Here is a 22,706-nt window from a genome sequence, read left to right as displayed (position 1 = left end):
ATTGATTCGCATGCAACCGGAAAACCATACATCCAGAAGAAATTTTATAAAATCTGCCACTGGACTTATAACCGGACTATCCGGTATTGACATACTGGCTCGACAAACGAGCTTCGATCAAGCCAGTGCTGGCTTTTCGCTGCCGTTGGGTGTTTGTACCTCTTATGACAAGGCCAGTCTGGTAAAGGGTTTGGGGTATTCATTTGTCGAGGAAAGTGTGGGTCGGTTTCTAATACCAGATTTGGGGGATAGTCAATACGAAAAAAATCGGCAGGCGCTGAAAACAGAGAACATTCCGGTTCGATCCTATATCTATTTTTTTCCGGGAACGCTAAAGTCAGTAGGGCCAGAACTGCATCATGAGGCTATTTTACAACGGGCCGAACTGGCTCTCAAACGAGCAAAAGAATGCGGTTCGAAGAATATCGTGTTTGGTAGTGGTGGTTCGCGGGCTATTCCTGATGGGTTTGACCGGGCCACCGCTAAAGCACAACATATCGCTCTGTGTCAGAAGATGGCTCCCATAGCCGAAAAATACGGGGTTACGCTGGCCGTTGAACCCCTGAACCGGGGCGAGACTAATTTTATCAATAGCCTGGCGGAAGGGGTAGAAATTATTCAGGCCGTTAATAATCCCTGGTTCCGGTTGCAATGTGATATCTACCACATGCTCAAAGAAGACGAGAAGCCAGAGGAGATCATAAAATACGGTCAGTACATAGTCCATTGCCATATCGCAGAAAAACAGAGCCGCACACCACCCGGTGTAAAGGGGGATGATTTCAAGCCCTATTTCCGTGCTTTGAAACAAATAAAGTACCAGGGAGGATTGTCCCTGGAATGTGTCTGGGCCGATTTTGACAATGAAGTAAAGCAGGGGTTATCGGTTGTCAAGCAACAGTTGGCCGAAGTTTGAGGACGCTGAACCGTTTCGGGCGAAAGTCCTGCTTATTTTTCTTTCAAAAATGCTACCACCGCTGTGGCGAACTCTGGGGTTCGCATCGCTCCACCATGATCGCCCGGCACGATCACCAGATGCGAACCCGGCACCGCATCGACCAGCGTTTGCGGATCACCGTTATCTTTATCCTTGTCGCCGTTGACAACGAGTAAGGGGACTTTTATTTTCCCTAACTCGGCCCGCGTGGTAACGGGCTGAAACTCCTGTAAACGAGCCAGTACCACCGTGTCGGCTCCAGATTTTTTGGCGTAATCAATAGCTCCCTGCAATTCGGGATGGCTGCCCGGTTTGGTCAGGGCTTCATGGAAATTTTTGCGTCGGTACCAGTTTGGGTCGGAGAAATCGACACTGATGCCCCCCATAACGGCCCGGTGCACCTGCTTATCCATCGTCAGTAATTTTGCCGTTAAAATAGCCCCTCGTGAATAGCCAACCACATCATAGTTTTTTAGGCCGAGGTGGTTCATCAGGGCCATGACATCTTTGAGTTCGGCATTGTCGCGATAGGCTTCGGCCGTGTGGGGTTTGTCAGACAGGCCATTCCCGCGCAAATCGAGCATGACGACTTTGAAACCCGCATCGACCAACGCCTGCCGGACAGGCGCTCGTTTCCAGCTTTCGCTGGTGCTGATGAAGCCGTGCAGCAGCACCACTGGTTTGCCTTCACCCAGAATATCATAATGAATTTTCGTGCCGTCGAAGGATGTAAATAGGGGTTCCCGGCTTGTTTGGGCATCTACTCGACTGCTCAGGAAAAGGAGCGTAATTAACAGTTTATAAATCATCTGCATCAACGGAGCCAAAAGAGATAAGTAGTTAATCTATAAGGCTAACAAGGGTTTATTCTACCGCGTTTGCCGACTTTAGATGACCTGATAAAACTACCGTATAATAAAAGGATTATATTCTTCAATAGAGCTTACTTCCTAACTCTGTACCCTTAGCATGTATTAGTTTATTAGTATTGATATAAAAAAAATACTAAGTAAATATACTTAAAATAATGCGAATCAATTATTTATTTTAAGAAGTTGTAAATAGCTGAAAATTAGTAATATATCATGTGATATAATGTGAAAAATACAACTAAATATTGAAATTACCTTATAATATATTTTGGTAAAATTACTATTGTTAACTGGTAGGTTTACAGCTTCCTGACTGTTTGTCGATACCTGAAAGAAGGCTTTGACTTCAATAAATTATTCATCTATCCTTTACTATGATCATGAAAACACTCCGTAATTCCGCCTATTTACTGCTAGTAAGTATGACACTACTTTTTAACCAGTGTCAGCCTGTAACAAAAGATCTGGCTCCAGTTCAATCGAAAGGAAACGCAAAATCATCAGCCCGTATTGACCCATCTTCCTGTTCATCTGGATTGTCGTCGATAAACGCAACGGTTGGTAATTACAGTGTTACCTTTAAGTCTGTCACCCAGCAAGGGAGTACTTATGTTTGGGAGTATGATATAGCTAAAGTTGGCAATGGTGGTGGACCACTCTATTTAAGTATGGGTTGTGTAACAAAAGACGATTACGATTTTGTAAGCATTGCCGACAACAACCTAAACAGCAGTGAAGAAGGGTTTACACATGGTAAGGATTGTAGTGATAATGATGGTAATTTTTTAAAAGTTGCGGGTCTGAATAGTGCTTTTAATGGCAGTAATCCGCCAACGGTAGTTAGTTTGAAGATTGGTTTAAAGGTTGATGTGGATCAGAATGCAGGCCATGTGTCCAGTATTGCTGTCGGCAGCTGTGATCTTCAGCCTATGGTAACACCAGGATGTTATCACCTGTGCGGAATTGTCAAACAGGCTCAATGTGATGATCTTCCCCCAACATTTGTGGTGGGCGCTACGGTCACAATCACAAATGGTACGAGTAGCTTCACGGCCGTAACAGATGTAGATGGAACCTATTGCTTCTGTGGAATACCAGCCGGTAGTTATATCGTCTCGGTACTTGACCAAACAACGGATGTAACAATCCAGCCAGCGTCGGTAGATGAATTGGTGATTACAATACCCGCCCATTGTAATGCGTGTTCGTTCAGCCAGGGGTATTATTTCCGGTCGCCGGTTGGTACTGCAGCGTCGGTGAGCTACTGGCCATTGAGCATTGGCGGAAAGTCTTATTCACAGGCACAAGGTATTGCCATTTTCAATGCCCGTGCCGGAGGGTATGCTAACATCTCCAATTGTTTCACGCAGGTTGCCGCCATTAAATTAAGTGATGCTATAGGCCACCTGACACTGAGTGGTGCTCTACAGGCAAATGTCACCATTGTTGAGACCTACCTGGCAGGGCTGGGCTATCAATTGGATCCATCCAATAGTCTGGCTTTTCCCTCAAATACGAAACTGCCAAAAACAAGTGGAGGTATCTCGTCGTCTGCTGCCGTAACAGCAGCGGGGGCCATAAGCAATTGGATTGAAGCTAATCATTGCACAGAAGTGCCATTTTGAGATTTTTTCCTGAAATTGTAAAAAAAGCCGACCCATCAGGGTCGGCTTTTTTTTGGCAATAAACTTTCCTTATTTAACCGGGTTATCTCCTAAGCAATCAAAACTCAACGATCATGATAACGCTCTTAAAACCAATGTCCGGCGACGTAGAACTTATCGGTTCACGGCTTGACCGGATCAATCCCGACAATTTTCGGAACCAAAGCAGCAGTGAAGATGCGGATGACGAAGATGAAGTAGTCAACGAGGATGAACTGTATGACGAACCAACTGATGAAGATGGTGATCCAACAGGTGAGCATGATCACCATCAGGACGATAACTATGCATTAGGTGGTCACGTTACGCGCTCAGGTAGTTAGCGCTACAGGCAGATTAAGAATCTTACGGAGTTTCATAACTTATTAATAAAAACGGGATGAATGCTGACAACGATCCAGATGAATATAATGCGGCCGAAGATGACAATCAGGGTGTTGCTCAGTTAATGGCGCAGGGCGAAGAGGCAAATACGGGTGTTCCGCAGGCCGGGTATATGGACCTGGTCAGGGCGCAAGGCCCTGAACCAGAAAAGGCGGAAGTGAATGATTCAGATGTCGATGCCAATGGAATCAATGACGATTTACTAACCGAAGAAGAAGTAGAAGACGGCGATGTGTATGAGGAAGAAGAATAATTCAGTGAAAAATGGGTAGTGAATCAGCCGAATTCTGCTTCTTATAGCAAAAACTTATGCTGAATCGTGCAGGCGATTCATGATTCTTTTCAGTGACGTTATGACCAATAATCAATTAGCTCAGCTCGTAATGCGTATTGGGTTGGGTATCAACATGCTCATGCATGGTCTTGTGCGAATTCCCAAATTGACAACGTTCGTGGCTAAGACCGGAGCTGGATTTTCCAAAACAATTCTTCCTGAAATACTAACGCATGCTTTTCTGTATACCCTTCCTTTTTTAGAGTTCGCCAGTGGAGTCCTGATTCTGATTGGCGGGCAATTTGGTCGATGGGGCTATGTGCTTGGTGGAGCAATTATTAGTATATTAATGTTCGGAACTACGCTTAAAGAAGATTGGGCTAGTGCTGGAAACCAAATGATCTATGTCATAGCTTTTTACCTGGCCTTACGCGGTCTGGATGGCGGTAGCCGCAATCGGTATCGTTGATTTTTTTCGATGATGTTCCAACGCTTCCGTTTACACGGGACTCAGTATGGGAAACAAATCGAGTTAATAATGAAATCAACGTTGTTGTTAGTTTCCGTTCTGACGGGCAGTTTATTTACATTTTCCGCTTGTAATAAAGACGACATTTCATCACAACCAGGTCTTCCTTATCAATCTAACTTGCAGCGCGACCAGGATGGCTGGGTAGCCGACATTGTCGATTATGGCGTAGCGCAGGACACCTCAATGCGGTTTAAATCTGGCTGGAAAAGCCTGCCTTCTCCATTAGATACAACCCGTAAATCGTTGATGCTGGAAAGCATGAATCGCAGCGACGATGCCTTCATGTTCCTGAAAAAGAAGGTTACGGGGTTACAGCCCAATAAAGATTACTCGCTGGTTTTCGATATTGAATTAGCCTCAAAATACCCTACCAATTCAGTTGGTATTGGTGGTTCGCCGGGAGGGAGTGTTTTTCTGAAAGCTGGTGCTTCGGCTGTTGAGCCGGTAAAAGAAAAGAAAAATGATTTCTATTCGCTCAATATCGATAAAGGAACTCAGAATGATAACGGTAAGGATGCCATATTGCTGGGAAATGTTGGCATTGGTGATGATGAGCCAGATGCGTATAAACTCATTACGCGTTCAAATGCCGATAAGCCCTTTACGGCTCGTAGTAATGCCAATGGCGAACTCTGGTTGCTGGTTGGTACCGATTCCGGATTCGAAGGATTGACAACCTTATATTACAGTCAGATTAAAGTAACAGTGAAATAACAATTTTGGAGTTTTTGCTGGTTCGAAGGCGTGCCACGGTTCGTTTGCGTAAGCCTACTAACCGTGGCACACCTTCGAGCCAGAAAAAGCCCTGAACTGATTTACTCAATGAACATGACGAATGCCATTACTCCGTGTGATGGTATTTGTTGTTTTTAGTCTGGGCATTTGGCCATACCGATACCTGTTGTTGCTCGCTGGCAATCTTTGTTTGAAAGATAGAGACAGCAAGAGCCGCTAAACGCAGAAGCGTGGCTGATAGGCCAGATAACAGTTCGATCTTGGCTTGCTTTTTATGGCTGTTGAGGAGGGCATTTTGCTAGTTGAACGACCTTATTCCGATTAAGTTTATGGGTCATTTGCCAGCAATTGTCATATACATCGCTATAGGTAACCTTAATTTGATAGGTACTGTCGATAAGTAAGTTTTCCATCCATTTAATGAATGGACCGCCGTTTTGGCCCTCTTTTTTAAAGGAAAATATCATTCGGTTGTCGCCTTCTTTAACGGCGCTTCCAGCATAGATGACGTCGGCATCTTTCCCGGCCTGAATATAGTCCTGACTAATGCGAATATTCTTATTGGCTTTAAGAAGAGAGTCATACTTCTGTTGAGTTAACTGCTCATCGGGTATTGCCGTTAAATCGACGCTTAGATCGTCCATCGCATCTAGAAGGAATTCAGTATAGCCCGCCAGACTCTTTTTATTATAGGAAGTCGTGATTGATTTGATAAAAGCAGGACCAACCCCTTCATTTTCAAGGAAAACGGTCATTTGATTGTCAACGATCTCGTGCCGGATCTGCAAATAGGGCAATACTGACTTTTGCTGTTGCTCCCGGGCGATCTTGGTTTGGAAAATAGAGACAATTAATGCGGCCAGACTTAGAAAGGTAGCTGAAACACCAAGAAGCAGCTCGATGTTGATCGATTGTTTGGGAGAACGCATTCTGGAGGGAATAGATTAGCTAAATGCCCGAAATAACGGAAAGTTTCCGATATTTGTCCAACCTGCCCGGAACATACCCACCCGGCCTTTTGTTGAAAATATAACGCAACGGTACAACAAACCACGCGGCTAACCGAGACTATGAGCAAGGACGCTGACATTTTAGAAAGCATAACCAACGCCGAATATAAATACGGATTCGAAACACTGATCGAAGCTGATGAAGCCCCCATGGGCCTTGATGAGAGCACGATTCGTTTTATTTCCGCCAAGAAAAATGAACCAGACTGGTTACTCGAAAACCGGCTGAAAGCGTTTCGGTTATGGCAGGAGATGATTGAACCACATTGGCCGAATGTCAAATATCCTAAGATTGACTATCAGGCCATTAAGTACTACTCGGCTCCCAAACAGAAGAAAACGGTTAATTCTCTCGACGAGATAGACCCTGAATTGCTCGATACGTTCAAGCGGCTAGGTATTTCGTTGAACGAACAGAAACGACTGGCTGGTGTTGTCGACGGCGATTCGGGCCAGACGGAACTACCCCGCGTAGCCGTTGATGCGGTAATGGACTCTGTATCAGTGGCCACAACGTTCAAAAAAGACCTTGCTGAGCGCGGTATCATTTTCTGCTCGATTACCGAAGCTGTTCATGAACACCCTGAACTGGTAAAAAAATATCTCGGTTCAGTTGTTCCTGCGAAAGACAACTACTTCGCGGCCCTCAATGCAGCGGTATTTACCGACGGTTCGTTCTGTTACATTCCAAAAGGCGTTCGTTGCCCAATGGAATTATCGACCTATTTCCGTATTAATGCGGCTGGTACGGGCCAGTTCGAACGGACACTGATCATTGCCGACGAAGGTTCGTATGTGAGCTATCTCGAAGGCTGCACAGCGCCCATGCGGGACGAGAATCAGCTCCACGCAGCTGTAGTCGAGTTAATTGCGATGGCCAATGCCGAAATTAAATACTCGACGGTGCAGAACTGGTATCCGGGTGATAAAGAAGGCAAAGGCGGAATTTACAACTTCGTGACAAAGCGGGGTATCTGCGATGGGCCGAATGCCAAGATCTCCTGGACACAGGTTGAAACGGGATCAGCCATCACCTGGAAATACCCTTCAGTAATTCTGAAAGGCGATAATTCAATTGGTGAGTTTTATTCGGTGGCTGTCACGAACAACATGCAACAGGCTGATACAGGCACCAAAATGATTCATATCGGCAAGAACACCAAGAGCCGGATCGTGTCGAAAGGCATATCGGCCGGTAAGAGTCAGAACTCGTACCGCGGCTTGGTGCAGGTGATGAAACGCGCCGAAAATGCCCGTAACTACTCGCAGTGTGATTCGCTGTTGCTCGGCGATAAGTGTGGTGCCCATACCTTCCCGTATCTGGAAGTAAACAATCCCTCAGCCACCGTTGAGCACGAGGCCACAACCTCTAAAATCGGCGAAGATCAATTGTTCTACTGCAACCAGCGCGGTATTCCAACCGAACAGGCCGTAGCGCTGATTATCAACGGTTACGCTAAAGAAGTGCTGAACCAACTGCCCATGGAGTTTGCCGTGGAAGCACAAAAACTGCTGGCAATCAGTCTGGAAGGCAGTGTAGGGTAATTTAAAGAATTCTTTATAGATTAAGCCTCGGCGGAAACGCGGAGGCTTTTTTGCTTGCAGCACCGGGGCTATTTGTAAACATTCTCTGGCCGAAATACTGATTGAAACCAGACAAAACGATTATGTTTATTTGTTAGATTATGGTTGGTGTGAACCTCTTATAAAACATACTATGACAGTAGCCGAAGAAAAAATTAAAGTAATTGAGAAGGTCCTCGAAACGGACGATGCCCATCTGCTCCGTGAAGTCGCGAGTTTACTGAACATTCCTTCATTATCAGACTATCCAGGTCAGCCAATGAGTATGGAGAATTTTTTGGGTAAAATTGAACGTGCTGAAGAAGCTGCTCGCCAGGGAGAAGTGACCGATCATGAAGATGTGAAAAAATTGATTGCTACGTGGAGCAAAAAGTAAGTATTACGTGGACAAATCCTTCTCTAGAGGATTTGCAGTCCATCTTTGATTTTTATGCTGCTTATTCTAATTCACTGGCTGACCGAATTGTTAGTCGAATTGTAGATCGGGTTGATTTATTAAAAAAAGGCTTCCTGGAAATAGGTCAGATTGAGCCGCTACTTTTCGATCATCCGGGCAAACCTCGTTATTTGTTGGAAGGATACCACAAAAGAATCTATCGAATCATTGACTCTCAGCACGTTTTAATACTTACCGTTTTCGATGTTCGGCAAGATCCTGGCCGTCTGACAGAGCGGTTTGAGTAACTATAACCCAAGTAATCGAAGTTCTGCTCATAAAGCACCATACCAAAGAACACTAGTGTATCTTTGTCGTGTTTTTTGAACACGAATGTCATTTACTAAAATATATCTACAGGCCGGGCGCGATGAAGCCGTTCGGCGATTTCATCCCTGGGTCTTTTCACGGGCCATTGGGCGTTACGAAGGAAACCCTGAAGACGGCGATGTGGTTGAAGTATTCGACCGAAAAGGACATTATCTGGCCAGCGGTCATTATCACGACGGTAGTATCGCTATCCGTATTTTCTCGTTCGGGGCTACGACTGGTGGGCCCGTAACGCCTGATGTAGCCTACTGGACTGACAAATTAACCCATATCCGTAGCATTCGGCAGGCAATTGTAACGGGCGACACAAACTGTTACAGGCTCGTTCATGGTGAGGGCGATGGCTGCACGGGCCTGATCCTGGACATGTATAATGGCGTTGTTGTCTTGCAGGCACATTCGATCGGCATGCACCGCGAACGCCAGCTGATTACCGAAGCCTTGAAAAATGTATTTGGGAATGAATTGCAGGCTGTATATGACAAAAGCGCTGATACACTTCCCGACGAATACGGAGCCAGTGTTACAAACGGTTACCTGTATGGTCGAACGCCCGTGCCGCATCCGGTGCAGGAAAATGGAAATACCTTTCTGATTGATTGGATTACAGGGCAAAAAACCGGTTTTTTTCTCGATCAGCGCGACAATCGCCAACTGCTGGCGCAATACGCTCCCGGTAAGAACGTATTGAATGCTTTTTGTTATTCGGGCGGTTTTTCGGTATATGCGCTCAAAGTCGGGGCGAGTCTGGTTCATTCGGTCGATGTTTCGCAGAAGGCCATCGACCTGACGAATCAAAATATTGCCGCTAATTTTGGTGAAACAGATAAGCATGAAGCTTATGCCGAAGATGTCATGCATTACTTGAAAGCCCACGATCATCAGTATGATGTTGTGGTGCTTGATCCACCGGCGTTTGCGAAAAGTTTGTCAGCGAGGCACCGGGCTGTGCAGGGATACAAACGACTGAATGCAGAGGGGCTACGTCGGGTGGCAAAAGGTGGTATCCTGTTTACATTTTCCTGTTCACAGGTTGTGGATCGGGAACTGTTCTATAACACCATCGTGGCAGCTGCCATTGAAGCCGGTCGGCAAGTACGTGTTTTACATCATCTGAGCCAGCCTGCCGACCACCCTGTGAGCTTATTCCATCCAGAGGGTGGTTATCTGAAGGGGCTGGTATTGTGGGTTGAATAGGACTGCTTTTTACGAATGCAACAAATCGGGATTACAGCATTCAGCGCTTAACGAAATGTCTTTATCAATTGTTGATAGAGAAAACTCAGTTCGGCGATACAACATAGAACCCTTTCCGTTAATTTTGGCCCTCAACCGCCCCGGCGGCCCGGCCGGTCTTTTTACAACTCGATATATACCCTAGCTGGATATGGCTGAATTAATCCGAATGCCCAAGATGAGCGACACAATGACCGAAGGCGTCATTGCGGAATGGCACAAAAAAGTGGGCGATAAAGTAAAATCCGGCGACGTGCTGGCTGAAGTCGAAACTGATAAGGCAACGATGGATCTCGAATCCTACGAAGAAGGTACGTTGTTGTACATCGGTGTCGAAAAAGGTGCATCAGTACCTGTCGACGGTGTTTTGGCGATCATTGGTGCCGATGGCGAAGACTACAAAGCATTGCTGAATGGGTCTAGCGGGGGAAGCCAGGAAGCGGCAGCTCCCAAAGAAGAACCTACGCCTGCTCCATCGTCAAATGGAGCGTCTCCAGCGCCGAGCGGGGCAGCCAGTGGCGAAACTGCTACGCAATTACCGACTCCCCAGGCTGTTGCTGCTGCCCCGGCAGAGAATGTTAATGCATCGATCATTCGGATGCCGAAGATGAGCGATACGATGACGGAAGGGACCATCGTAGCCTGGCATAAAAAAGAAGGTGATACCGTTAAGTCGGGTGATATTCTGGCAGAAGTCGAAACTGACAAAGCCACGATGGACCTGGAAGCTTACGAAGAAGGTACACTGCTGTACATTGGTGTGAAAGAAGGCTCAGCAGTAGCTGTAGACGATATCATTGCCGTTGTCGGTGAAAAGGGTGCCAACTTTAAAGTATTGCTGGATGGTGGTGCTGCTCCACAAGCTACTGGCCAGCAGGCCGCTACTGGCGAAGGTGGTTCCCAAACAGCTCAACAGAATCCACAGACCAGCGTAGCTGCTAACGCCGATACCGATCTGTCATACGGTGGTGGAGCAGGTGATGTTTCTGAATCGAACGGACGTCTGAAAGCGTCGCCACTGGCGAAACGGATTGCAGAGGAAAAAGGAATTAATCTGGCTCAGGTTCACGGATCAGGCCCTGAAGGGCGCATCGTGAAAAGCGATGTTGAATCGTTTGTTCCGGGTACGCCAGCGGCTAAGCCGGTTCCTGCTCAACCAGCAACCCCCGCAACGGCACCAGCTCCTGCTGCCCAGGCTGCGCCGGCACCTGTCGCTGCTCCCCAGCCACAAGGCGAATACGAAGATGTGCCGGTCAGTCAGATGCGCAAAACGATAGCCCGTCGGTTGAGTGAAAGTCTGTTTACGGCTCCGCATTTCTACCTGACCATGGAAATCAACATGGACAAGGCGATGGAGTTGCGCGGAACGGTCAACGGTGTCAGCCCTGTAAAGGTGTCGTTCAACGATTTCGTCATAAAGGCAGCCGCACTGGCGCTGAAACAACATCCGAATGTGAACTCATCGTGGTTGGGCGACAAAATCCGGAAGTACAAATACGTTAATATTGGCGTAGCGGTGGCCGTTGATGAAGGCTTATTAGTGCCGGTTGTTCGTAACGCCGACCAGAAAACACTGTCGACGATTTCGGGTGAAGTGAAAGAAATGGCCGCTAAAGCGAAGGACAAGAAGTTACAACCGAAGGATTGGGAGGGAAGTACATTCTCAATTTCAAACCTGGGGATGTTCGGTATCGAAGAATTTACGGCGATTATCAACCCGCCCGATTCGTGCATTCTGGCCGTTGGCGCAATCAAGCAAACCGTGAAAGTAGAAAACGGTGAGATCAAGCCGACCAATGTTATGAAAGTAACGCTCTCCTGCGACCACCGCGTGGTTGACGGCGCTACGGGTTCTTCCTTCCTGCAAACGGTTAAGCAATTGCTCGAAGATCCGATGCGGATGCTGGTTTAAATCGGGTTTTGATTTAAACCAACTAGATCAAGACTTACGTGCCACGGTTATTCGAAGCGAAGTAGAAATCGTGGCACGACATTGTATCGAAGATCTGTAGATATAAGAAAGCCCCGCCTGAGCTTCAGGCGGGGCTTTCTTATATCTATTATTGGGGAATTATACCGTTGTTGGTTCCAGAGCAGCCTGTAATTTCTGCTCAAGGACGTTGCGTGGAACGGCACCGATAACTTTATCGACTAATTGGCCGTTTTTGAACACCATCAACGTCGGAATGCTACGAATGCCAAACTTAGCTGGAATCTGGGCGTTCTGATCAACGTCCATTTTAGCCACAACGGCTCTGCCTTCGTATTCGCCAGCGAGTTGCTCAACAACTGGTCCGATCATTTTACATGGACCGCACCATTCGGCCCAAAAATCTACTAAAACCGGCTTATCGGAATTAATCAGTTCGTTGAAGTTCGCATCGGTCGCTTCGACGGCATGTGATCCTGCTGCCATGAGTGAAATCTGTTTATTTAGTTTAACTTGTTTCTCCCACATAAACCGTTTTCGGGGGGATTAGTTCCGGATTGTGCTATCCATCGGACTTGTTATAGAATATAAGATAAATAGACTAATTCACGATTGGAATTCTTTTTCGCGTGGGGTTAACTCGCCCACGGGCGGGCGATATTTCTGAAATGGAATCGCCAATAGATTGCCAATACGCGAATGTTCACGGGGCTTCAGGTGCGTATCGATACCATACTGAATGTCTTTGCCTTCCATTTTATGGAAAGTGCCAAACAGCCGATCCCAGTACGGAAAAATATTGCCATAGTTCGTATTGGTAACTGGCAAAACATAATGATGATGAACGTGGTGCATGTTAGGTGTCACGATGATCAATCCTAAAAGCCGATCGGCCCAGCGGGGCAACTCAATATTGGCATGATTAAACTGCGACAAAAGCACCGACAGAGCCTGATACAAAAAAACAAGCCACATGGGCGCGCCAGTAACTAGTATAGCCAGCGTTGTGAAGGCGAACCGAATTACGCTTTCGCCGGGATGGTGGCGGTTAGCGGTGGTGGTATCGACGTAGGTATCGGTATGATGAATGAGGTGAAATCGCCACAGAAATTTAACCTTGTGCTGAATCCAGTGAGGCAGCCAGGCGCCAACCAGATCTAACGCCATCAGCCCGACAAGTGCTTCGGCCCAATGTGGCAGAACCAGCCATTGTAACAAACCGACATGATGTTCTACAGCCCAGTCGCTGGTGCGCAACAGGAGAAAAGCCAGGCAGAAATTAACCAGAATTGTTGTAACTGTAAAGAAAATATTAATGCCTGCATGGGCAACCTTCCGGTAGCCGGGCGCGGTCTGCGAAAACTGAAACAGGGGAACTGCACTTTCGATCAGCCAGAAAATAGTGATGCCACCTACCAGAATCAAGCTTCGATGTAGCGACGGAATGTGCTCAAAGTAGTCGACTAAACGCTCCATAGGTTTTGTCTAATTATTTGATGTTATAAGTCAAATATACGATTCCTGCCAGATATATTTTCAGCTTCTCATGTAAGTTCTGGATCACGCGACGGCGGTGATGGATTGGCTACATGAGTTACTTATCGAAAACGAAAACGATACGTGTAGTCCACTGCTTGCTTAACAATTCGATAATATAACAGCACGCGAGTTCTTGTAGAATCCGACGCAAACGAAAACTAGATCGGCAAATCGACTATTTGCCTGTTACTCCAGATAACCAAATACAATTTTGACGCGCCAAATTTTATTTGGTTAAAGAAACACCTTCCTATTAAAATTAGTCCAGATGTTGATGCAATAGTCTTTACAGAATGATTATTCAGTTGATTATGAGTGCGAAACCCCTTCAACTACTTTTGCCATGTCAACAACCAATCGACAATAATGCTTCTCAACACAATTCAAAAAGGCGCACTAATCTTGTTCGTCTCAGTAAGTAGTCTGCTGTCGTCAAGCGCACAGGCTGTTCAGGGAACGCTTGAAATGGCCGTTTTTCCAGCAAAAGCTCCGCTTAAAATTTGGCTCGTAGTAGTAAAGCCAGCAACCGACAAAATCGCCCGTATCGAATTAGTTAATGGGTCTCAACAGGCCTTATACGTTAATAACCTGTCTAAAAAGGAGCAACGGATCAATCAACTCTTTGATTTAAGTGAAGTCGCTGATGGTACGTACACAATTCGGGTGACCACTGGTACTGAAACGGTAGAAAAAACCTTTAAGGTGCAAACGCCTGTTGTAGAGGAACAAATGACAAAGCGTTCGCTAACGTTCGCACAAGAGCCTAAAGTGGCAGTAAGTGGTCTGTAATTAGAATAATCGCTTAGTTCTTTCAGCTATGACTCAACCCCAGCACTAGAATGCTGGGGTATTTTATTTATTGATCGGTGCGGCTGACCCCGCATGAGTTCGTCTGCACCAACTGGCAAAGAAAACCAACTATCTTTACTCGAGTCCCGACCCGGCTCGCCCTGGGACTCTAATCGGGTTGCGCTTTATTGTCCCAAGTTAGTTGCCAATCGCTCGAATTCGCTTTTTTGTATATGAGACGACTACTCCCATTTTGTATTTTACTACTGCTTATTTCATGTACCGCTAAAAGACAAAGTGACAAAATAGAATTTGACGATTTACCTGTCTCGAGGCTCTCCGGTAAAGAACTGTCGATAGCGCATTGCAGCCGGTGCCATGCGTTTGTGAGTCCCGAATTACTGGCAAAAACGAATTGGAGAGATGTGCTTCCCGCTATGGGGCATCGGATGGGCATCTACAGTAACGGATTTCGACCCGACAGTTTGTTTGATCCTGGCCTAAGCGGGTCAATTGTAAGGGATGCCAATATCTTTCCGGAAAGGCCAATTTTGGCAAAAGCTGACTGGCGCAAAATAGAACAGTATTATCTTGAGAATGCCCCGGATACGATCTTGCCTCCCCTTCGCAAAAGTAAGATTCGGATCGGGCTGAAGCATTTCAAATACAGGGAACCGGCCTTTTCTCACCGGCCCTCATTGACCACAATGGTCAAAATTCTTCCTGATCATCGAGGTATTGTATTTAGTGATGGAAAAAGCAGACGCAATATCTTAACATTTCTGAACCCCGATCTTCTGGAGAATTATAGTATGCCTTTAGAGTCAACGCCTGTTCATTTTTACGAAAAAGCCAATGAGCTATACCTGACAACGGTTGGGAAAGGAGTTTTTCCAACTGATGCGCCCAATGGTGCATTGCAACGATTGGTGAAAAACGGCTCGGAACCAGGCTATAAACCAGAGAGCATAGCTATTCCAGATTTACGACGGCCCGTATATATGGCTTATGGTGATTTGAATCAGGACGGGGCTGAGGATGTTGTAGCCTGTGAATTTGGCAACCAAACCGGGCAATTGGCCTGGTACGAAAATAATGGAAAAGGAAGGTATACTAAGCGTATCCTGCGTGAGAAACCCGGTGCGATTACGGCCATTATTAAGGATGCTAACAACGATGGTTTGATAGATATTTATGTGCTCATGGCGCAGGGCGATGAAGGGGTTTTTCTTTATGAAAATCAAGGATCGGGTAAATTTCTGGAAAAACGCCTGCTAACCTTCCTGCCACTGAACGGGTCACAGCATATTGAATTGGCTGATTTTAACAAAGACGGTTTTGATGATATCGTTTACGTTTGTGGAGATAATGCCGATAAAACACCGATTTTAAAGAATTATCACGGGGTATATATTTTTCTGAATGACCGGAAATCCAATTTTAAACAAGCGTATTTCTACCAGTTGAATGGTGCTTATAAGGCGATGGTACGAGATTACGATCTGGATGGTGATCTGGATATAGCTGCCATTTCGTTTTTCCCGGACTATCTTCGCTATCCGGAGGAAAGCTTTATCTATTTGAACAACAAGGGCAAGCTAAAATTTGACGATTATTCATTTCCTGAAGCCTCGAAGGGAAGATGGGTGGTAATGGATGCCGGTGACATGGATGCCGATGGTGATATTGATCTTGTGCTGGGGTCATTTGTGTATTTTATACCAGAAGGTGATACCACCGGACTAGGTAAAAAATGGCTATCGACAGGGCCTTCAGTCATTGTTCTGGAAAACACAATTCGGTAGGCTTACCGATTAAATCACATCATTTTGGGCAACCAACCTGGCTTATGGGCAAGATTTATTCATATCGTGTGCAGAGATGGATACGTAGCTGCACAATTACGTTCCTGACTGATCTGGCGTGGAAATGATTAAAGGTATAGCTCGCCAGATTGACCTATAACTTCATGTTCTTTGCGTTCCGTACTTGCCCATGTCGGTTTTCGGTAGTTGGTTTGCACAAACGCATACCTGTTTATTGATAATAGCTCACGGAAAAAATGCCTCAACCCAAACTTGCCCGCGATTCCATGACGGTTATGACCGAAATGGTACTGCCCAATGACACCAATACGCTGAATAACCTGATGGGCGGGCGATTATTGCACTTCATGGACATTGCTGCGGCAATTGCTGCTCAAAAACACTCCAATCGTATTGTCGTAACGGCTTCTGTTGATAATGTGTCTTTTTCTGAACCGATCCGGCTGGGCAATATTGTAACGATGAAAGCCCAGGTAACCCGTGCCTTCAGTTCGTCGATGGAGGTATTTATTGAAGTCTGGGCCGAAGATATTCCCGCTGGCATACGGGTTAGCACAAACAGTGCATTCTATACGTTTGTGGCTGTTGATCAGAGCGGTAGGCCCATCGAAGTTCCGGCTGTGATACCCGAAACGAATGAGGAGAAAGATCGTTACGAGAGTGCGTTACGCCGACGTCAACTACGGCTGGTGCTCGCTGGTCGAATGAACGCGCAGGACGCAACTGAACTGCGGGAGTATTTAAAGGTATAAGCTAAACCCCATCGATAACGCCGATGGGGTTTAGACTACTGTGCCATCTTGAACGACTGCCACGTTACCATCTGCCATTGCTTGCCATTTCGGACATAGACATCGGTATACTTTAAGTGCGTATTGATCGTCTCTCCGTTATTCAGCGCTTTAACCATGCAAATACCATTGATAATGGCCGTGTTGCCATACACACGTACCTTTTGTTCCTCTACGTTAATGGCGTCGTATTTCGATTTGCCATCGCGGATCGACTGGATGTACGACTGTTTTGTATCGGTGTTGCCGTTTGAATGTGTATAAACCAGATCATTGGCGAGTACCTGATCAAGTACCGCATAATTTTTACTGACCTGGGCCTCAAAACGTTGTTTTTCGGCGGCAATGACCGCTTTTTCGTCGGCCGACTGAGCTCGTACCAGTTGAACAAGGAAGAAAAGGGAGAGAGTAAGGATGTATTTCATGCTGTAAAAAGAAATGAATGCCGGATTCCTACCGTACTTATTTTACCTGCATTTGTGTGATCGCCTGGTAGACCAGTATTTTGAATTTATCGTTCAGATCGCCAAAGCTATTCGGGACTTTCTGGGTGTACAGTAGACCGACAATGCCTTCTTTGGGATCAACCCAGTAGGTTGTGCCGAAGAAACCTCCCCAATCATACGAACCCTGCGATACCGGCAAGCGAGCAGCACTGCTCTCCGAAGTGATAGAAAATCCTAATCCGAATTTATTGGCTCCCTGATTCAGTGTGCCAATCTGATTTGTCGTGATAAGCCGTACTGTTGTCGGGCTGAGAATTCGTTTACCATTGTATTCGCCACCGTTGAGCATCATTTGCAGAAAGATAGCGTAGTCATACAACGTAGAAGTCAGACCAGCTCCTCCAGAATAATATGTACCCATTTTATTTGGATAATCGGCCGATATGCCATTTTGAGACGGCATTTGCAGAACAGACTTCGTAGAGTCTTCGGTATACACTTTTGTTAGACGATTCTGCTTCGGAACGGGCAGATAAAAATAAGTGTCGTTCATGCCCAATGGATCAAACAGCCGTGTTCGCAGAAACTGATCGAGCGACTGGCCCGAGAGTACTTCTATCAGGTAGCCGACGACATCAACGCTGAGACCGTAGCTCCAGCGGTCGCCGGGCTGGTAAATGAGGGGTAAAGTTGCCAGCCGGTTCATGGCATCGGCAAGGGTTCCGTCAGGTGTCCCGATACCGCTCGGAATTTTATTCTTGGCATAAATCGCAACCGCTTCTTTCGTGCCAATACCGGGGTAACTGATGCCCGACGTATGCGTGAGCAAATGCCGGATGGTAATTTCGCGTTTGGCCGGAACGGTCGTATACGTCGTATCTTTCTCGTTATACTTGTCAAGTACTTTCGGGTTTTTAAAAGCCGGAATGTACTTCGAAATGGGGTCATCGAGCAGAAATTTTCCTTCTTCAAACAAAATCATCAACCCGATGCTCGTCAGTGCTTTGGTTTGTGAGGCAATCCGAAAAAGGGCATCCCGTTTGAGGGGCGTTTTCGCCTGAATATCATCCTGTCCGTATGCCTTGTGATAAACGATTTTACCGTTTCGGGCCACCAGTACTGCCACACCCGCCTGACGCCCCTTAGCGATGTAATCGTTGATCACGGCATCCATTCGCTGAAGCCGGTCTGTACTCATACCAACAGTTTCAGCCGGAGCATCCTGCAAAAGAGAAGACCTGGGTGCTCCGTTTGCCGATGCAGCGAGCGTGGTGGTATTCTGCGCGGAGGAAGACAGAAAAAAACCGGCCAGCAGGCCGGTTAAAACGAATGTTTTCATGAAAGAACCGGAGTTAGGAACTGGCACGAAGATAGTTATTTTCGTGAGCCCGTATAGATCTCGGTCTTTCTGATTGAGGAACCGTCTTTCAGCGTTTCCGTCGTTGCCGTAATGGCAATCGCGTTCTTGCCAGATGCCTGATCGACGCCGAAGACGCCCGTTGCTTTATACGTACCCGTGTATGTATTGCTGGGCGGGATAAAAATCTGGCTGCTTGACTTATCGATTACCGTGAAATTAGCGCCATCGAGTTCAGCGGTCACTTTATACGATTGCTGCCCTGATTCAATATACAGTTCTTTAGGATTTGACCCCTTCGTAACGACAATACTCGCTGTTCCATATTCGGGATTGAATGTTACCGCTCCTACAGTAATAATACTTTGGTAACCTTTGTCTCCGCCGTCATACGTTCCTACGTACTGATCGCGTGGATCAACGTCGGAGCCTGAGCTGGATTTCTTACAGGCGGTCGTAAAACAGCCAATAATAGTTACAGCAACAAGCATTGTGCGGAGTGATCGAAAGGCATTTCGATTAGCCATGATTAAATTTAGATATGGGTTATATTTACAAGCTGTCTATCAAACGCCGTGCCGGGTTTGTGAAGTATAGACTACTACAAAAAGAGCAAATTTAGATACGTTTACGATACGGTGTCATTTCAATAAAATTTTTGAGTCACTTCCTGTTCGTCTATACTTCGAGCCTGGCTTATACACTTATTAATAAATATGGCAGTCTAGCATAAAAATTTGATGAGTTGATATTTTATTTTGATTTATTGGTTTATTATAGAATTTTATATATAATAAAAGATAATAAACTAAAATAATATTGCGATACTATTTTGAATAGCCTACTTTTCACCCTTGTTCAATTGCTCCTGTTTAGCAATAGTATTGATCGCTGTCCATTTGGCTAAACAAATCAGTTAGTATAAACCAAAACGCAGGAAAATAAACTTGAATCGAAGAGATTTTATGCACGTAACGGGAAAAGGTATCAGTGCATTAACGCTGACCCAAATTCCTGTTTTTGGTCGTCAGGTATCGCCCGAAGCTCTGCTGAATCCGGGCCTGGATGTATCCGTAAAAAAAAGGCTGGCCGATGCTGCTCTGAATGCCGCCAAGTCGAAAGGGGCAACGTATGCCGATGTCCGCATCGGCCGCTATCTCAATCAATTCGTGGTTACCCGTGAAGATAAGGTTCAGAGCATTACCAATACGGAGTCTTATGGTGTAGGTGTTCGTGTCATTGCCGATGGCTGCTGGGGTTTTGCTGCTATCGGTGATGCGAAGACAGAAGCCGAATTGGCAAAAGCCGCCGAAAAGGCCGTAGCGATGGCAAAAGCCAATGCCATGCTTTCGGAAGAGCCTGTGCAACTGGCTCCTCAGAAAGGCTTTGGCGAACGAAACTGGAAAACGCCGATTCAGAAAAATGCGTTTGAGATTCCCATCAAGGAGAAAGTGGAACTGCTGATGGCGGTCAATGGGGCAGCGTTGAAAAACGGAGCCAACTTTGTGAACTCCCAATTATTTCTGGTTAACGAACAGAAGTATTTTGCCTCCTCCGATGGTACTTATGTCGATCAGGATATTCATCGACTTTGGCCTGGCTTTACCGTAACGGTTATCGATCCCAGGAGCGGTAAGTTTGAAACAAGAGATGCCCTCAGCGCTCCAATGGGAATGGGTTATGAATACCTGCAGGTTAATCCGAACGATAAAATAACGGGCATTACGACCCGGTATAACCAGGGCTACGACATGCTGGAGGATGTTGTAGCGGCTGCCAAACAGGCCAAACAAAAACTCACGGCTAAATCGGTTGAAGCCGGCAAATACGACCTGGTACTCGATCCATCGCACACCTGGCTGACCATCCACGAATCAGTTGGGCACCCCCTCGAACTAGACCGTGTCTTGGGCTACGAAGCCAATTTTGCCGGAACCTCATTTGCCACCCTTGATAAATGGAAAACAAAACGTTTCAATTACGGGAGCGGTCAGGTCAACCTCTTTGCCGATAAAACACAGGTAGGTTCGCTGGGAGCGGTTGGTTATGACGATGAGGGTGTGCAAACAAAGCGTTGGGATCTGGTCAAAGATGGGATTCTGGTTAATTATCAGGCTATTCGCGATCAGGTTCATATGCTGGGCGAGAGCGAGTCGCAGGGGTGCTGTTATGCCGATAGCTGGGGGTCTGTTCAGTTTCAGCGAATGGCCAATGTGTCGCTGGCGGCCGGGAAAGAGCAACTGTCGGTCGATGAATTGATTAAAGATGTTAAACGGGGTATCTATATTATTGGCGACGGTTCGTACTCAATTGATCAGCAGCGGTATAACTTCCAGTTTGGAGGCCAGCTATTCTATGAGATCAAAGATGGTCAGATTGCCGGCATGCTCAAAGATGTGGCCTATCAGTCAAATACGCAGGAATTCTGGAACTCCTGCGTCAAGGTCTGCGATGAACGTGACTATCGGTTGGGCGGGTCATTTTTTGATGGAAAAGGGCAGCCTATCCAAATCAATGCCGTTTCTCACGGTAGCGCAACGGCTCGTTTCAACGGTGTCAATGTGATTAATACCGCCAGAAAAATCTAATCGCTTTCCGGAATGTGGTTTACGATAGGGCTTATTGCGTTGGCTGCTCTAAACCAGATTCCGTAAGACTCAAATCGACAACCATGTCTATAATTCTTCCCGAAGCTGACGTAAAAGCCCTGTTGACTAAAGTGTTAACGTATTCAAAAGCCGATGAATGCGAGGTGAATTTACAGGGCGAGGAATGGAGCAATATTCGGTATGCCCGTAACAAAGTCTCAACCTGTGGCTCATTGGTTTATAAGCGGTTAGCCGTACAGTCGGCTTTTGGTAAAAAAGTTGGAGTGGCCACCATCGATGAATTTGACGATGCCTCGCTGGAAAAGGTTGTGCGTCGATCGGAGGAACTGGCCCGGCTGGCTCCCGAAAATCCCGAATACGTCGAACTGCTGGGGCCTCAGCCCTATTTACCACCAATCGGCTTCTTTGATTCGACGGCTACCATTTCAGCGGAAGCTCGGGCCAAAGCCGTAGCCCAAAGTATTCAGATTGCCCGTTCGAAAAACCAGACGGTAGCCGGTTATCTCGAAGATCGGGTTGGCTACTCAGCCATGATGAATAATAAGGGCCTGTTTGCCTATTACCCCCGAACGATCGTAAACTTCAGTTCGACGATTCGTACCGAAGACGGAACCGGCTCGGGTTTTGCCGCTCAGGGGGTGAGCGATTTTACGAAGCTGAATACCAACTCTGCAACCCAGACTGCCCTTCAGAAAGCCCTTGGCTCCGTAGGAGCACGAGCCATTGAGCCCGGCAAATATACCGTTATTCTGGAACCGCTCGCAGCTGCCGTACTGCTCGAACACCTGTTCCGTAGTCTGGATGCCCGTAGTGCCGACGAAGGCCGATCGTTTCTGAGCAAACCAGGCGGAAAAACGAAACTCGGAGAGCGAATTATGGACGAGCGGGTGACGATTTATTCGGACCCGACTAATCCGGAGTTACCCGCTTCGCCCTGGTCGTCGGATGGTCGGACCCAGGAGAAAATCAACTGGATCGAGAAAGGGGTGGTCAAAAATTTATCGTATTCACGTTTCTGGGCACAGAAAAAAGGCGTAAAGGCGGTTCCACCACCGACCAATTTCATGATGGCAGGAGGGAGCGCTACGCTGGAAGAACTGATCAAAACCACACAACGGGGTATTTTGGTAACCAAGTTCTGGTATATCCGCTCCGTTGATCCGCAATCGCTGTTGGTCACCGGGCTGACTCGTGATGGGACGTTTTACATTGAAAACGGTAAAATAAAGCATCCTGTCAAGAATTTCCGCTTTAACGAAAGTCCGGTTATCATGCTCAACAATCTCGAAACACTCGGGAATGTAGAACGGGTCGTGAGTAGTGAGGGCTCGTTTGCCAATTACCTCATTCCGGCCATGAAAATCAGGGAGTTTACGTTCACATCCCTGTCCGATGCTGTCTAGGCGCACTACGTTAATTTCCTTT

23 protein-coding genes are annotated in these 22,706 nt (G+C 46.5%); 16 read left to right on the top strand and 7 right to left on the bottom strand.

Going from position 1 to position 22,706, the window contains the following annotated elements:
- Window positions 1-10 precede the first annotated feature (10 nt).
- Complete coding sequence (locus G8759_RS27470) at window positions 11-916, top strand: sugar phosphate isomerase/epimerase family protein (protein WP_167215669.1); 906 nt, start codon at window positions 11-13, stop codon at window positions 914-916.
- A 32-nt stretch (window positions 917-948) separates the two neighbouring features.
- On the opposite strand, the gene G8759_RS27465 is transcribed toward G8759_RS27470, so the two are convergent.
- Window positions 949-1,746 (bottom strand): alpha/beta fold hydrolase, encoded by a 798-nt coding sequence (locus G8759_RS27465; RefSeq protein ID WP_167215666.1) that lies wholly within the window; start codon window positions 1,744-1,746, stop codon window positions 949-951.
- Window positions 1,747-2,189: 443 nt separating this feature from the next.
- Here G8759_RS27465 and G8759_RS27460 point away from each other — a divergent pair, with 443 nt between their 5' ends.
- The 5 genes from G8759_RS27460 (at window position 2,190) to G8759_RS27440 (ending at window position 5,377) form a co-directional block, all read left to right on the top strand.
- Window positions 2,190-3,434, top strand: a complete 1,245-nt coding sequence (locus G8759_RS27460; protein WP_167215663.1) for a carboxypeptidase-like regulatory domain-containing protein — start codon at window positions 2,190-2,192, stop codon at window positions 3,432-3,434.
- A 113-nt stretch (window positions 3,435-3,547) separates the two neighbouring features.
- Window positions 3,548-3,796, top strand: coding sequence for a hypothetical protein (locus tag G8759_RS27455; protein WP_167215660.1), 249 nt, complete (start codon window positions 3,548-3,550; stop codon window positions 3,794-3,796).
- A gap of 56 nt (window positions 3,797-3,852) precedes the next feature.
- On the top strand, window positions 3,853-4,110 hold the full coding sequence (locus G8759_RS27450) for a hypothetical protein (protein WP_167215657.1): 258 nt from the start codon (window positions 3,853-3,855) through the stop codon (window positions 4,108-4,110).
- A 79-nt stretch (window positions 4,111-4,189) separates the two neighbouring features.
- Window positions 4,190-4,600 (top strand): DoxX family protein, encoded by a 411-nt coding sequence (locus G8759_RS27445; RefSeq protein ID WP_317166732.1) that lies wholly within the window; start codon window positions 4,190-4,192, stop codon window positions 4,598-4,600.
- A gap of 69 nt (window positions 4,601-4,669) precedes the next feature.
- The gene (locus G8759_RS27440) at window positions 4,670-5,377 is read left to right on the top strand and encodes a hypothetical protein (protein WP_167215654.1); all 708 of its coding nucleotides are present in this window, start codon (window positions 4,670-4,672) and stop codon (window positions 5,375-5,377) included.
- Between the two features lie 293 nt (window positions 5,378-5,670).
- On the opposite strand, the gene G8759_RS27435 is transcribed toward G8759_RS27440, so the two are convergent.
- Complete coding sequence (locus G8759_RS27435; protein WP_167215651.1) at window positions 5,671-6,327, bottom strand: hypothetical protein; 657 nt, start codon at window positions 6,325-6,327, stop codon at window positions 5,671-5,673.
- A 141-nt stretch (window positions 6,328-6,468) separates the two neighbouring features.
- On the opposite strand from G8759_RS27435, the gene sufB reads away from it, so the two are divergent.
- From sufB to G8759_RS27410, 5 genes are all read left to right on the top strand, one after another.
- The gene (sufB, locus tag G8759_RS27430) at window positions 6,469-7,953 is read left to right on the top strand and encodes a Fe-S cluster assembly protein SufB (RefSeq protein WP_167215648.1); all 1,485 of its coding nucleotides are present in this window, start codon (window positions 6,469-6,471) and stop codon (window positions 7,951-7,953) included.
- Window positions 7,954-8,125: 172 nt separating this feature from the next.
- Window positions 8,126-8,368 (top strand): hypothetical protein, encoded by a 243-nt coding sequence (locus G8759_RS27425; protein ID WP_167215645.1) that lies wholly within the window; start codon window positions 8,126-8,128, stop codon window positions 8,366-8,368.
- A gap of 32 nt (window positions 8,369-8,400) precedes the next feature.
- On the top strand, window positions 8,401-8,676 hold the full coding sequence (locus G8759_RS27420) for a hypothetical protein (RefSeq protein WP_167215642.1): 276 nt from the start codon (window positions 8,401-8,403) through the stop codon (window positions 8,674-8,676).
- A gap of 85 nt (window positions 8,677-8,761) precedes the next feature.
- Window positions 8,762-9,955 (top strand): class I SAM-dependent rRNA methyltransferase, encoded by a 1,194-nt coding sequence (locus tag G8759_RS27415; RefSeq protein WP_167215639.1) that lies wholly within the window; start codon window positions 8,762-8,764, stop codon window positions 9,953-9,955.
- Window positions 9,956-10,145: 190 nt separating this feature from the next.
- Window positions 10,146-11,906, top strand: coding sequence for a pyruvate dehydrogenase complex dihydrolipoamide acetyltransferase (locus G8759_RS27410; protein ID WP_167215636.1), 1,761 nt, complete (start codon window positions 10,146-10,148; stop codon window positions 11,904-11,906).
- Window positions 11,907-12,065: 159 nt separating this feature from the next.
- Here the strand turns inward: G8759_RS27410 and trxA are convergent, their stop codons facing one another.
- Window positions 12,066-12,410 (bottom strand): thioredoxin, encoded by a 345-nt coding sequence (gene trxA / locus G8759_RS27405; protein WP_162391103.1) that lies wholly within the window; start codon window positions 12,408-12,410, stop codon window positions 12,066-12,068.
- A 120-nt stretch (window positions 12,411-12,530) separates the two neighbouring features.
- Window positions 12,531-13,400: a sterol desaturase family protein gene (locus G8759_RS27400; RefSeq protein ID WP_167215633.1), complete on the bottom strand. Its 870-nt coding sequence runs from the start codon at window positions 13,398-13,400 to the stop codon at window positions 12,531-12,533.
- 429 nt (window positions 13,401-13,829) lie between these two features.
- Here G8759_RS27400 and G8759_RS27395 point away from each other — a divergent pair, with 429 nt between their 5' ends.
- The 3 genes from G8759_RS27395 (at window position 13,830) to G8759_RS27385 (ending at window position 16,830) form a co-directional block, all read left to right on the top strand.
- On the top strand, window positions 13,830-14,252 hold the full coding sequence (locus tag G8759_RS27395) for a T9SS type A sorting domain-containing protein (protein ID WP_167215630.1): 423 nt from the start codon (window positions 13,830-13,832) through the stop codon (window positions 14,250-14,252).
- Window positions 14,253-14,638: 386 nt separating this feature from the next.
- Window positions 14,639-16,057 carry an FG-GAP repeat domain-containing protein gene (locus tag G8759_RS27390; RefSeq protein WP_232073966.1) on the top strand — a complete coding sequence of 473 codons (1,419 nt, stop codon included), beginning with the start codon at window positions 14,639-14,641 and terminating at the stop codon, window positions 16,055-16,057.
- Window positions 16,058-16,314: 257 nt separating this feature from the next.
- Complete coding sequence (locus tag G8759_RS27385; RefSeq protein ID WP_162391095.1) at window positions 16,315-16,830, top strand: acyl-CoA thioesterase; 516 nt, start codon at window positions 16,315-16,317, stop codon at window positions 16,828-16,830.
- Window positions 16,831-16,865: 35 nt separating this feature from the next.
- Here G8759_RS27385 and G8759_RS27380 read toward each other — a convergent pair whose 3' ends face one another.
- From G8759_RS27380 to G8759_RS27370, 3 genes are read right to left on the bottom strand one after another with little or no spacing between them, the layout of a single operon-like run.
- On the bottom strand, window positions 16,866-17,294 hold the full coding sequence (locus G8759_RS27380) for a nuclear transport factor 2 family protein (protein WP_167215623.1): 429 nt from the start codon (window positions 17,292-17,294) through the stop codon (window positions 16,866-16,868).
- 37 nt (window positions 17,295-17,331) lie between these two features.
- A complete protein-coding gene (locus G8759_RS27375; RefSeq protein WP_167215620.1) occupies window positions 17,332-18,654 on the bottom strand; it encodes a serine hydrolase domain-containing protein in 1,323 nt (440 codons plus the stop codon).
- Window positions 18,655-18,689: 35 nt separating this feature from the next.
- Entirely contained in the window at window positions 18,690-19,199 is a 510-nt protein-coding gene (locus G8759_RS27370; RefSeq protein ID WP_167215617.1) for a hypothetical protein, read from the bottom strand.
- Window positions 19,200-19,619: 420 nt separating this feature from the next.
- Between G8759_RS27370 and G8759_RS27365 the strand changes: the two genes are divergently transcribed.
- Window positions 19,620-21,260 (top strand): TldD/PmbA family protein, encoded by a 1,641-nt coding sequence (locus tag G8759_RS27365; protein ID WP_167215614.1) that lies wholly within the window; start codon window positions 19,620-19,622, stop codon window positions 21,258-21,260.
- Between the two features lie 83 nt (window positions 21,261-21,343).
- On the top strand, window positions 21,344-22,684 hold the full coding sequence (locus G8759_RS27360) for a TldD/PmbA family protein (RefSeq protein WP_167215611.1): 1,341 nt from the start codon (window positions 21,344-21,346) through the stop codon (window positions 22,682-22,684).
- Window positions 22,685-22,706 lie beyond the last annotated feature (22 nt).

This window comes from Spirosoma aureum (assembly GCF_011604685.1).
GTDB lineage: Bacteria > Bacteroidota > Bacteroidia > Cytophagales > Spirosomataceae > Spirosoma > Spirosoma aureum.
Note: the sequence above shows the minus strand (reverse complement) of the source record. Positions and strands in the feature narration are given on the sequence as shown.